Raw genomic sequence first — 11,872 nt, 5'->3', positions numbered from 1 at the left:
CTTTTCTTTTTAAAGTACAATAATGGTCGTCTATAAAAATACAAAACTACTATTATTAAAACAACTATTATCACAACCCAAGGAGGGATTATTTTGCGCCCAAGAATCGCATTACCAGCTGATACACTCGCTGAAGCAACCAATATTATTAACGAACGAAATGCGGCTTTCGCACCAAGGCCAGCGATTGAAGCCATTGTTAAATCAGGTGGTGTGCCTGTCATTTTCCCAAGTGTGAATCCTGAAGACGTCCGCGACTACATGACGCTGTTTGACGGTGTCTGTTTCCTAGGGGGCGCGGACGTTGACCCAACTTTCTACGGTGAAGAACCTTTTCAAAAGTTGGGAGCAACCTATTTAAAACGAGACCTTTTTGAAATTGAGTTGTTAAAACAATCCGTTACCGCTGGCAAAGCCATTATGGGTATCTGTCGTGGCTTGCAGTTGATCAATGTTGGTTTGGGTGGCACACTCTATCAAGACCTTTCCCAAGACCTTCATGCAACTTTAAAGCATTCTCAAGAAGCACCCGGTAACATGCCTTCACACCATATTACCGTTGATCCTACCAGCAAGCTTTATAAGTTGATTGGTGCCCGGCCATATGTTAACTCTCGTCATCACCAGGCAATCAAAGATGTCGCACCTTATCTAAAGGTGACGGCACGTGCCGACGACCAAGTCATTGAAAGTGTCGAATCAATTAAGAGTGATCAAATTCTTGCCGTGCAATGGCATCCGGAAAATATCTTCAAACACTATGAAGATTCAAAAAAATTGTTTAAAGATTTTGTTGAACGAAGTAAAAAGGTTGCTGAGAAGAGTCGTACGTAAGGCTGCACGCTCTGAACAACTTTTAAAATGATTTTCACTTAGTGATAACTAAAAACGTGAACCTCTATCATACCGGCTTTTGACCATTGATAGAAGTGCACGTTTTTAGTTATTTTTTAACACTAATTGTTTACCCATTTTCAATTGCTGAATCATTCGTTTTTGTTCTTTAAGTGATCGATCCTCATACCCATAGAGTGGGTGATCCAAGAAATCATTCTGATAACCCTTAGCCATTAACAGTAATTTGTCAAATAATTGCTGGGCATCGTTATTTGACCAAGTTAGTAACCTTGCACTCGGTGTTAACAAAGGATTATCAATTCTTTCAAGCATTCTTAAACATAACTCCTCAGCATTAAATGGTAAGCTAATCATTTGGCTAAACGCGCTCAGTTTTTCAATGAAAGAAACCGCTTGATCATGGAATTGAGTAACCGTGAACGGATTCTCCAAGGCAACCGTATCGTTTTTCTTAACAGCTACGCTAATTTCATGATCAGATTCATCCAGATTAAACGGCTGATTACCGGCAAAGTACGCAAACATTAGTCGAATAATATTAACTGCATCTTCAGAAATTCCCATTGGTTCAAAGGGATCCAAATCATAAATTCGTAATTCAATGTAAAGAATCCCGTCTGCCAGTAAGTCCTTTAAGTGAGGCGTTCTCTTTAGCCGCACTGTCCCATAATATTCTCTTTCAGCTATAATTTCGTGGTCACGAACCGCGTCTTCAATGTCGGTTACATATTCAGAAACACTTCGGTAACTTGCTAGAAACCCATTTCCAAACCCGAAGTGAGAATTTCGCAAAGAACGAACAGCTTGTGCAGGCATATTAGCGGTTTTTGAAAAATAGTTATCAAACGCAAACGGTGTCGCACCAAACAAGTAAGTTAAAAGCCAACGATAGTTCATAAACCCGATGGCCGCTTGTAAATACAGGCTGTCTATCTCGTCTTGGGTGGGGGGAACTTCTATCTGATGAATCGCTGCTGGTGTTAATCCAATGTTTACATGCACACCGGTTTCAGCTGTCCGTTCAATCCTTCTGATTTGGGCAACCTTTTGTCGATAGACGTAATTATCATGATCAGTTTGGGCAATCTCAATATCGGCATGATCCAATCGCAGCTTAGGAGGCATACTATATGGCCACAAATATTCACTACTTGTTAACTCGCTTCTTAGTGCTTGATGATAAGCCCCCAGATATGTCAATCCACGATGTGTATTTTCTTCCGGTGGTGTAATGAGCTCAGATTGCGTTTCCAAAAAATCATTTTTTATAAAATGATGCTTCTTTTCGTCCAACAATCCGCTTGGATATGGGTGGGTACTCAACCCACCGTCTGTATTTATTCGATGTGTTTCCACTTCCAATCCAACAAATGAATTAGCTAAACTGGCAATATAGGTTGCGTTTTTAATTTTGATCATACGACCCACCCCTTTGCTACAAAAAATCCCGCAAAAAATTACTTTGCGGGACGTTTCCACGTGTTACCACCCGGGTTCACAGGTTAATCACTCAATCTGCCTCAATACGTGCTCAATTGCACGATACACGATAACGGGCGCTAACCATCAATTGTTAACCACTTAAAGAGATGACCCTTTCTGACTCGACTCTTTCCACTCCCACCTATTGGAAATCGCTTTATAGTCGGTCGTCAGATAAGCATCACACCATTATATTTATTACTTATAATTATCAAAAAGTTTAGTCAGAATAAATATGCTTGTCAATCATTTAGTTTTACAAATTTTCCGGTTTACCCATCACGCCAAATAAACGTTGCCTTAATTCATTGGCAGTCATATCAGGCTGCTCCTCAAAACCGGTAAATGGATGCGGGTTTTCATGTGCCCGATTTTGATACCGGTTTGCCATTGCCAACCCATATGACATTAATGATCCATCAACTTCATGATCGCAAAGCGTTGCGGCTGGCGTTAAATTAGGATTATCCAACCGATCCTGCATGGTGTCAAGCACCTCCTGATACTCAGGTCCCCATTGGATTGTAGCGCCAAACATTTGCAGTTTATCCAGAAAGTTCTGTGCTTCATGATGATAAATCGTTTGTTGGTACGGGCTCTCAAGTGCCACTACCTCGTTCATTGAGATCCCCTGGGCAAGCTTCAAATTAACCTTATCCGATTCCTCCATTGGCGGTGTCATCATGAAATAGCTCAGCATAATTCGAAAGAACCTGATAGTTGTTGTTCGGATGCTTAGCGCAGTTGTCGGATCCAGATCCAGCATTCTCAACTCGATGTAGTCAACACCCTTCTTAACCATCTTCGTCAAATCTCCATGAACCGTTTTCAACCTCACACTTGCATGATATTCGGCTTCACTAAACAAAGTCCCATCTTCAATGTGAGACTCGATATTATGCACATAATCTGCCACAGATTTATAATCTTTTTTAATATCAGAGGTTAAACCATAATTTGAAGAACGAATGCTCCGAACAGCATGTGCTGGTTGATCATCTTCAGCTTTAAAGAAATTCTTTTCCGCAATCGGACTATTCCCAAACAAATATGTAATCAACCAACGGTAGTAAACGAACCCCTGTGCAATTTTAATATACATATAGTTAACAAATTCTGGATAGGAATCAAACTTATCTTTTTCGGCTTCCCAAACTGTTTTTAAAACTGTTTCATTGACACTAACATTTAAATGAACACCAACTGGGATGCCCTGTGTATCGCTTCGAGTATTAATCCAACGTTCATAATATGCCCGTTGATCAGGATCAACGTTCGCAATCGGAATTGTTTTTTTATCCCGAGGAAGAATCGGCGGCATGCTTAGCGGCCACAATAACTCATTAGGCTCCAACGCATTACGCAGCGTATCGTTAAGTGCCATTAAATAATGCATCGCATCCAAAGACTTTCTTGCGGCTGGTGTGATCACTTCACTTTGAATCTGATAAACATCTGTCTTAATAAAATGATTCTTACGTTGATTTCCCAACGCTTTTGGGTACTCTTCCTTAGTTAATCTACCGGATGAATCAATCCGAATAGCCTCAACTTCAATCCCCATATTGAAATCGCTGGCCTTTGCAACTATTTCATTATTAAATATAATCTGCCCAATTTCATCAAACATATTAATGCATCCCCCTTTCACACCATTTAATTGTTACAAATACTCTAACGCACTTCATCCAACAATTCAAAGAAAACTTTAATATGGTTAACTCAGCATGAGACTTTGGCCCGTGGTAACATAAAGTCATGATAGCTAGACAAGGAGGGATTAAGTTGAATCCTGAACTATTTAAACAATTACCGATCAATCATGTTTCCAATTATCGAGCGGTAGGCGGTGGCGATATCAACGAAGCTTATGAGCTGGATGATCAAGATGGTGCCCGTTACTTCCTGCTTATTCAGCCAAACCATTCTAAAGATTTCTTTCAGCATGAGGTTACCGGTTTGCAGTTGATATCGCAAACCGTTTTAACTCCAAAAGTTCTCGACTGGGGTACCTTTGGATCCGATGCTTATCTTCTACTAAATTACATCAACCACCAGCCAGCCGGCGACCAATACGAAATGGGAAAGCAACTTGCAACGCTTCACAAACGTAGAAGTCCGAATAAACAATATGGTTTTAATGAGGACTTTACAATGGGGACGTACACGGCGAATAATTCGTGGCGACCTGATTGGGAATCTTTTTTTGTTGATCAACGATTGGAAGATTTGAAACGGTTAATTCGAGATCGTGGTTTGTGGACACCTGAAATGGAAGTATTATATGCACGGGCAATCAAAGTCTTTAAAAGACTTATGAATGCCTATCATCCAATACCGTCATTACTTCACGGTGATCTTTGGTCGGGAAACTTTATGTTCAATCCGGATGGTCATCCCGTTTTTATTGATCCGGCTGTATTCTATGGTGATCGAGAATTTGATCTGGGTATCACCCATGTTTTTGGCGGCTTTAATGCCGATTTTTATAAAGGATATAATGATGAATATCCGTTAGAGAAGGGATCAGATAACCGTATTCCTTTCTATCAACTCTATTATTTAATGTTTCATTTATCACAATTTGGTGCCGGCTATCAGGGTAGTGTTCTTCAAATGTTGGCCTTATGTGCCGAAAAATAGCTTTTCAATAATTGATAGAAAAAGAGACAGCATCAAATGAGTTCTGATGCTGTCTCCTTTTTGCGTCATAACTATTGTCGAATGGCATAATCGTCTAGTCCCATTTACATGCAATTATCCCAACTTTCAGGTTTCCCGTGCGTGTAATGTTCCCTTCATCGTTGCCCAAGATTGCACAAAAACGGTTCCGATAATTAAAATTGCGCCAATCGTTTCTGGAACACCAAACTGAACGCCCAGAAAAACAATCGATAAAAAAGTTGCCGATAACGGCTCAAAGCAACCGAGCACACTGGCAGTTGTTGCGGTAATAAACTGCAAACTTCCCAGAAAAAACAAATAGGCAAACATTGTTCCAAAAATAACCACAAACCCGATTCTGCCATAGGTAGCTAAATTAAAGTCGGGCATGTGCGTCCAAACCCGATAGTAGATACTAAAGGCAATCCCACCAATCAACATCGACCAACCAACAACCGGTATAGAGCCATACTTCCCCAATAATTTACGAGGCAATAGTGTATATAAAGTTGCACTCATTGCCGTCAGTAACCCCCATGAAAAGCCTCTCACAGGAATTGCCAATGTCGTTAGTTGCCCATGCGTCACTAATAAAATAGTTCCCGTTAGTGCCATTACCAATGATAAAATATCGATTCTTCTGGGCCATCTCCGGGTACTCAATGCCAAATAGATAATGATAAAGGCAGGAGATAGAAACTGAAGAATCGTAGCCGTTGCGGCATTTCCGTAATCAATCGCTTTAAAGTATGTATACTGTGAAGCTGCCATGCCAACAAAACTAAAAAATAGTAAGTATAAAGCGTCCCGCCAATGATGCCAAATCATTAAATTCTGTTTGCGGTCTGTCAACAAGCCATATAGTACCAATAATATTCCGGAAATCAACATTCGAACCGATACCAGCCAATTTGAACTAACGTCAGCATGAGTGAATAATGCTTGGGCTGTCGTTCCGGATACCCCCCAAAGCAAAGGACCAGCCACCGCAAGTACAATGCCCCTGACTTTTAAATTTCGCAAAACTCGCCATCCCTTTCATTCATCAGGCTTCAATCATTTGTAAAATCTTTAATACCAGTTCTTCCGGAACTTGTTGATCCAAATCGATATTCAAACGCTTCTGACCGGTTTCAAAGCCTAACTTTCTAGCAAGCTTTACCACTTCCGAACTTAAATCATCCGAAATTTGTAAACTAACATGTGCTTTATAAGCCGCAATTCCAATTTTTTTATTGTTAAAAATGAAGAAGGGCATGTTATATAGAATCTTTTCTTCTGCATTCGGCAGTTCTTGGTGAATCAAGGTGCGTAATTTTTGTAAAATCGGCTGGATATCCGGTGCCGCCATTTTAATATACTCATCCGATGTACTGACTTTTGGTCTACTTGGCATTAAATACGAGCTCCTTTGTTGATCTGATCTAGATAATTATATAACAATTTGGCAACAAAAAAATAATGAACTTACAGTTAAGCGAAGGGCCAACCATAGATTCATTATTGTTACTCAACTGTTTCAACCAATTTTGCAAAATACGCAAAGATCTTCCTAAACGTTGGATACGAGTGAATCATCATTTCTGGATGAAACTGAACACCAATTACCTGACCGTCATTTGACTGAATACCTTCAATAATCCCATCGTCACTTGTTGCAATAACTGTTAATCCGGTTGCTAATTTGTGAACAGCCTGATGGTGAAAACTGTTCACAGCAAATCGATCGCCTAACAGATCATTTAGCCAAGAATGGGCAACTGTATTAATATAATGGGTCGGAATTTCCCATGAAGTTGGGTACTGCTCATGTTTTGTAGAGTTACCCAACTGTGATTGGATATCTTGGTAGAGTGAACCACCAAACGCAACATTTATAACTTGTTGGCCGCGACAAATGCCTAAAATAGGTTTGTGAACCCGCTCCGTCTCCTTAACCAAAGCAATTTCAAATTCATCACGGTAACGATCCGTTTCACCAGATTGTATCAGTGGTGCTTCACCATACAGAAGAAGGGGTCACATCCTGACCGCCAGTTAATAAAATACCATCTACTTTTTCAACATAAGCTTTAGCATCCTTGGGTTCCGTTAATGGAATAATCAACGGTACTGCATTTGTCCATCGAATGCCATCAACAAAATCACGCCGCACATAATCAACATAATTGGTTCCCCAACGCTTTGTAGAGTGAATCAGATGGTTGCTTGCGATACCAATTGTAACGGTCATGCGCGGTCACTTCCTTATTTAAATTGAAATCAAGGTTTCAGTTACTATCATATTCTGGATTCGCATACGTTTTACCTGAATGGATTATAGAACCTGCCACCATCTACCCAAAACAAACCAATTCCAATCATAATTAGAAGCACTGTTACAATCAAAACAAAATAATCTATTTTGGCCAGCTTTTGTGCCATATACCATGTTCGGTGCTTGTTTGTTCCAAACCGCCGTAATTTCATCGCCCTGGTTGTGACTTCAATTTTGTTCATTGATGAAAATGCCAATGGAATTAAAATTTGCGTACTACGTTTTAAGCGTTTCCATATACCAGCTTTCTTAGACATTTCCAAGCCACGCGCCTGCTGGGCCAAACTGATTTGTTTAAAGTCCCTAATCACATCGGGAATATATCTTAACGATAATTCAACTGCATAACTGATCTTATATGAAAATCCAATGCGATTCATTCCGGAAGCCAATTCAGACGGATTTGTCGTAAATAAAAAGGCTAGGATTAGCGGCACAATAAATACGTATTTTAACAGCATATTCAACAGATAAAATAGCTCTTCCCACGTTAATACGAAAAAGCCATGGCCTAACAGCACATGACTGGTGCCGTATATTTGAGAACCATATGCAGGATTAAAAACATAAACCAGCGCCAAATTAAGCGCGGTGAATGCCGCAATAGCATATAACAACCCCCGTACCTGATGCCACCTAAAATGTGCCGATTGATAAAAAATAATGGCAAAAATAGTTAGTGCTACCAGGTACCATGTATCATAGCTAACCATTCCAATGATAGACAAACTGAGTAATACCAATATCTTTGTCATTCCGGTTAAACGAGTCACCCAATGACTCTTTTGTGCCCCACTGACATCATAAGATAACCGTTGATTTACCACTGGCTTGTCTCCTTTCATATGAAATGAATTTTTCAGCAAATTCAATTGGATCAGAAACTTGTGCCTTTTCTGCCAATACTTGTAAACTTAATTGCGCCAAATGGGCTTTTTCAATGATATCCTTGTCTGTTAACACTTTCGCCGGTGACGCATCTGCCAAAACACCGCCCTTATCCAAAACAATGGTCCGATTTGCATAAGCCATCATCAGATTCATATCATGAGTCACCATGATAACCGTTGTGCCCTGACTATGATTAAGTTCTTCCAGGAAGGTCATCATTTGTGAATAGTGAGCCAAGTCTTGACCGGCTGTCGGCTCATCCAATATTAGGACCTCGGGCTGTAATACTAGAACAGACGCGATGGTAACCCGTTTTTTCTGTCCAAAGCTCAATGCCGAAATCGGCCAGTTTCGATACGGATAAAGCCCAGTAATTTTTAACGTATCAAAAACCCGTTTTTTTATAGTTTCCGAATTAATCCCTCGAAGTTGAAGTCCAAGTGCAACTTCGTCATAGATCATTGTCTTGGAAATCATTTGATTAGGATCTTGCAAAACATAGCCAATTCGGTCAGCACGCTGCTTAACGGAATCGTGACTAATATTTTCTTTACCAAAAAACAAATCACCACTTTGAGGCTTTAAAAACCCGGTAATTAAGTTAACTAACGTTGTTTTCCCGGTACCGTTTTTACCTACTAGCGCTACCATTTCGCCTTGATTAATCGTTAAATTAAACGCTTTAAAAATAGCCGCTTCTTTTGGATAAGCAAACGTCATATTTTTAAGCGAGATTATCGGTAACAAAGAAACAGGTTTATCAGGAAGCTTTTGTTGTTGGACCCATGTCACCAACTTATGATAATCATCCTGACTCAGCTTAAGATTGGTAAGATCACTTAAATGGGTCACTTGATTAACATCAATTCCCGAATCCTTTAAAGCAGTGACATAAAGAGGTTCCCTCAACCCGTTTTTCAGTAATAAATTCTGTTGAAGGATCCGATCTGGTGTGTCATCTGCGATCACACGGCCTTCTGCCAATACAATCATCCTATCAATAGGAATTTGCAAGACTTCTTCAATTCGATGATCAATAATAATCACCGTTAGATTCTGCTGTGCCACAAGCCAATTCAATAGTTTCATCGAGTCGCGTCCAGCCGCCGGATCTAAATTTGCAAGCGGTTCATCGAGCAATAGAATCGGCTCGTTGTCGATTAAAACGCCGGTCAGGGAGACCCGTTGCTTTTGTCCGCCTGACAGATCTTGTGGATGTTTCCCCAATAAAGGTCCCAGATTTAATCTTTGCGCCCACTCAGCTACCTTTCGATGTAATTCATCAATAGGCCTGGCATCGTTCTCTAAGGCAAAGGCAATATCCTCTGCAACTGTTAAACCAACGAACTGTGAATCCGGATCTTGAAGAACCGTACCCACAATAAAAGATAGGTCGGTTAAATCAAGGTCATTTTGAGACTGACCATTAATCGTTATTTTTCCTGTTAGTTTACCGGAGAATTCTTCAGGGATAACACCGTTAATGATGTTTCCAAGTGTCGATTTCCCGGATCCAGAAGGCCCAGTAATAAAAACCTTTTCCCCCTTATGAACAGATAAATTAATATTGTGTAATGTTGCGTCCTCTTGATTTTGATACTGAAAGGAAACATCCGAAAATTGAATAATCTGTTGTTCACGCATCATTTAATCCTTCGTAAGTCTTTTTTTCTGAATTTGTGTTCTAGCATAGGCAGAGATAAGCAGTGTACCGACAATTCCAATCGACAGAATATCTGTGATTGTTGCCATCAATCCCTGTAAAAATACTTTCCCAGCTGGTTGTGAGTATACCAAAATATCACCAAGTGGGGCAATAATTCCCCAGGAAATAATATTTGCAACAATCTGTAACAGGTTAAATTGAATCAATTTTTTCTTGGTAAGCGGTTCAGTCCTTAATTTCAAAAAGTTACGACTAAATCCAATCAAAAAGCCAAAGATTGCATCAGCAACAATCCATGTCCACCAAGGATCGCCCCATGAAAGATCATTAAATAAATGCGCGAAAAATGCAACCAATGCACCGACTGCCGGACCAAATACAGCTCCCAGAAATCCAATGAACGCCTCACCCAAATCAATAGTTGTATTAGGAACCCCTGTTGGAATTGGCAAAAACCTCTTTAACAAAAACACAATGGCAATTCCGACCCCGGTTGCGACGACCGCCTCAACCGATAATCCTTTTGTACGTTTACTTGACTTCATAAAAAACTTCCTTTCAAAAATAGCAAACTACCAACAAATCATAAAATATAAAATACATCCGGACTGTCACCAAATGAACTAATCAAATAAAAAAGCCAGCCTGTCTCCACAAGCTGGTTTTGTCTACAATTAGCTTTATATTAGGGCCGATCAAGTCGCGGTACCACCCTCATTTAGAACTTCCTCACGAAAGTTCCCTCACTTAGTTACTTTCATAACTATAGGCGATAATGAGCCAACCACGACGGCCTCATAAAAAGTTCGGCATCAATCGACTCCTGAACCATATTCATTAGCTCTTTTGACCGCCCTTTCACCAATTAGACAGCTCTCTATACAAAAGAAGACCAACTACTCATTCAATCACAGTCGGATAAATAGATTGTTTATATTGTACCGCCAATTCTCATTGCGTCAACTTATTTTAACTTGAATCTTAATTACAGAATAATCAAATCCCGATCAGCTGTTGTGATTTGCTCGTAACCATTTTTCGTAATGAGCAAATCATCTTCAATCCGAACACCACCTTTTCCGGGAAGATATATTCCCGGTTCAACGGTCATCACATTATTTTCCTCGACGACATTTGATTTCCAACGGGGACCAAAATTGGGCCCCTCGTGGATATCTAATCCAATACCGTGCCCGCTTCCATGATTATAGTAGTTACCAAAACCTTGTTGCTGAATGTAATCGCGGCCGGCTGCATCGACTTCTTGTCCATCAGCCCCTGGTTTGATAGTCTTAAACATTCTTTCTTGAGCTTCATGTACAATGTTATAAACATTTTTTAGTTCATCCCCTGGATCACCCAGCTCAATTGTCCTAGTAATATCAGACGTGTATCCATCAACATAGTAACCAAAATCTACAGTCACAACTTCACCACACTGCAGCTTTTTATTGGAAGCCGAACCGTGTGGCAGTGCTGATCGGTAGCCACTAGCGACAATTGTGTCAAAACTTGGCTTTTCAGCGCCATTTTCCAACATCCAATTATTCAACCAATTAGAAATTTGACGCTCTGTCAAACCAACTCTGACATAATTCACAAGGGCCGAGAATCCCTCACTTGCAAGCAATGTAGACTTTTTCAAAACGGAAACCTCATTTGCGTCTTTAACTTCCCGCTGTTTCTCAACAATATTATTTTCCGGAACTAATTGATCACCGAATAACTGATACAATGTCCTATATAATTCATAACTTACCGAGGTTTCAAAGCCAACTTTTCGATAGGCTTCATCATCTAAAACCCTTTTCGCAATTTGATAATAATCCCGGGTAATTTCCAAACCGACATCTTTAGGCAATGACTGCTCCAAAGCCTCTTGATATCTGGCATCCGTGATCAATGTCACTTGGTTTGGTGTGACCACTAAACAGCCATCACCATCAAGACCATCAAATCCGCTTAAATATTTTAAGCTAAATTCGTTAGTTATT

The 11,872-nt window shown here is 40.1% G+C and carries 11 protein-coding genes and 2 pseudogenes; 2 read left to right on the top strand and 11 right to left on the bottom strand.

The features are described 5' to 3' along the window. Positions 1-93: 93 nt before the first annotated feature. Positions 94-834: a gamma-glutamyl-gamma-aminobutyrate hydrolase family protein gene (locus HMPREF0519_RS01860; protein ID WP_003556915.1), complete on the top strand. Its 741-nt coding sequence runs from the start codon at positions 94-96 to the stop codon at positions 832-834. A gap of 105 nt (positions 835-939) precedes the next feature. On the opposite strand, the gene HMPREF0519_RS01855 is transcribed toward HMPREF0519_RS01860, so the two are convergent. Continuing rightward, entirely contained in the window at positions 940-2,277 is a 1,338-nt protein-coding gene (locus HMPREF0519_RS01855; RefSeq protein WP_003634156.1) for a glutamate--cysteine ligase, read from the bottom strand. A 319-nt stretch (positions 2,278-2,596) separates the two neighbouring features. After that, positions 2,597-3,970 (bottom strand): glutamate--cysteine ligase, encoded by a 1,374-nt coding sequence (locus HMPREF0519_RS01850; RefSeq protein ID WP_003634154.1) that lies wholly within the window; start codon positions 3,968-3,970, stop codon positions 2,597-2,599. Positions 3,971-4,125: 155 nt separating this feature from the next. Between HMPREF0519_RS01850 and HMPREF0519_RS01845 the strand changes: the two genes are divergently transcribed. After that, positions 4,126-4,983, top strand: a complete 858-nt coding sequence (locus HMPREF0519_RS01845; RefSeq protein ID WP_225429096.1) for a fructosamine kinase family protein — start codon at positions 4,126-4,128, stop codon at positions 4,981-4,983. 126 nt (positions 4,984-5,109) lie between these two features. On the opposite strand, the gene HMPREF0519_RS01840 is transcribed toward HMPREF0519_RS01845, so the two are convergent. From HMPREF0519_RS01840 to HMPREF0519_RS01810, 9 genes and pseudogenes are all read right to left on the bottom strand, one after another. Then, positions 5,110-6,027, bottom strand: a complete 918-nt coding sequence (locus tag HMPREF0519_RS01840; protein WP_003556907.1) for a DMT family transporter — start codon at positions 6,025-6,027, stop codon at positions 5,110-5,112. 22 nt (positions 6,028-6,049) lie between these two features. Next, on the bottom strand, positions 6,050-6,400 hold the full coding sequence (locus HMPREF0519_RS01835; RefSeq protein ID WP_003634152.1) for an iron chaperone: 351 nt from the start codon (positions 6,398-6,400) through the stop codon (positions 6,050-6,052). Between the two features lie 110 nt (positions 6,401-6,510). Beyond that, entirely contained in the window at positions 6,511-6,993 is a 483-nt protein-coding gene (locus HMPREF0519_RS13205; protein ID WP_318630594.1) for a gamma-glutamyl-gamma-aminobutyrate hydrolase family protein, read from the bottom strand. A 10-nt stretch (positions 6,994-7,003) separates the two neighbouring features. Next, positions 7,004-7,237: a gamma-glutamyl-gamma-aminobutyrate hydrolase family protein gene (locus HMPREF0519_RS14660; protein ID WP_003634149.1), complete on the bottom strand. Its 234-nt coding sequence runs from the start codon at positions 7,235-7,237 to the stop codon at positions 7,004-7,006. A 71-nt stretch (positions 7,238-7,308) separates the two neighbouring features. Then, the gene (locus HMPREF0519_RS01825) at positions 7,309-8,166 is read right to left on the bottom strand and encodes an energy-coupling factor transporter transmembrane component T family protein (protein ID WP_003556898.1); all 858 of its coding nucleotides are present in this window, start codon (positions 8,164-8,166) and stop codon (positions 7,309-7,311) included. Beyond that, a pseudogene (locus HMPREF0519_RS14755) lies at positions 8,123-8,890 on the bottom strand (ABC transporter ATP-binding protein); the annotation flags it as partial. The gene HMPREF0519_RS01825 and the pseudogene HMPREF0519_RS14755, both read right to left, overlap by 44 nt. 93 nt (positions 8,891-8,983) lie before the next feature. Beyond that, positions 8,984-9,856: pseudogene (locus HMPREF0519_RS14750) on the bottom strand (ATP-binding cassette domain-containing protein); the annotation flags it as partial. A gap of 3 nt (positions 9,857-9,859) precedes the next feature. Beyond that, on the bottom strand, positions 9,860-10,423 hold the full coding sequence (locus tag HMPREF0519_RS01815) for an ECF-type riboflavin transporter substrate-binding protein (RefSeq protein WP_003556894.1): 564 nt from the start codon (positions 10,421-10,423) through the stop codon (positions 9,860-9,862). Positions 10,424-10,863: 440 nt separating this feature from the next. Further along, positions 10,864-11,871, bottom strand: a complete 1,008-nt coding sequence (locus HMPREF0519_RS01810) for an aminopeptidase P family protein (protein WP_233419304.1) — start codon at positions 11,869-11,871, stop codon at positions 10,864-10,866. Between the last annotated feature and the right edge of the window lies 1 nt (position 11,872).

It is taken from the genome of Lentilactobacillus hilgardii DSM 20176 = ATCC 8290 (genome assembly GCF_000159315.1).
GTDB classification, from domain to species: Bacteria; Bacillota; Bacilli; order Lactobacillales; family Lactobacillaceae; genus Lentilactobacillus; species Lentilactobacillus hilgardii.
The sequence above is the reverse complement of the archived record's forward strand: the minus strand, read 5'-3'. Positions and strand labels throughout refer to the sequence as shown.

Excerpts from the sequence above, each read along its gene's own strand:
- HMPREF0519_RS01850 (WP_003634154.1), bottom strand. The coding sequence starts at position 3,970 with ATGTTTGATGAAATTGGGCAGATTATATTTAATAATGAAATAGTTGCA.
- HMPREF0519_RS01855 (WP_003634156.1), bottom strand. The coding sequence starts at position 2,277 with ATGATCAAAATTAAAAACGCAACCTATATTGCCAGTTTAGCTAATTCA.
- HMPREF0519_RS01825 (WP_003556898.1), bottom strand. The coding sequence starts at position 8,166 with ATGAAAGGAGACAAGCCAGTGGTAAATCAACGGTTATCTTATGATGTC.
- HMPREF0519_RS01815 (WP_003556894.1), bottom strand. The coding sequence starts at position 10,423 with ATGAAGTCAAGTAAACGTACAAAAGGATTATCGGTTGAGGCGGTCGTC.
- HMPREF0519_RS01835 (WP_003634152.1), bottom strand. The coding sequence starts at position 6,400 with ATGCCAAGTAGACCAAAAGTCAGTACATCGGATGAGTATATTAAAATG.
- HMPREF0519_RS14660 (WP_003634149.1), bottom strand. The coding sequence starts at position 7,237 with ATGACCGTTACAATTGGTATCGCAAGCAACCATCTGATTCACTCTACA.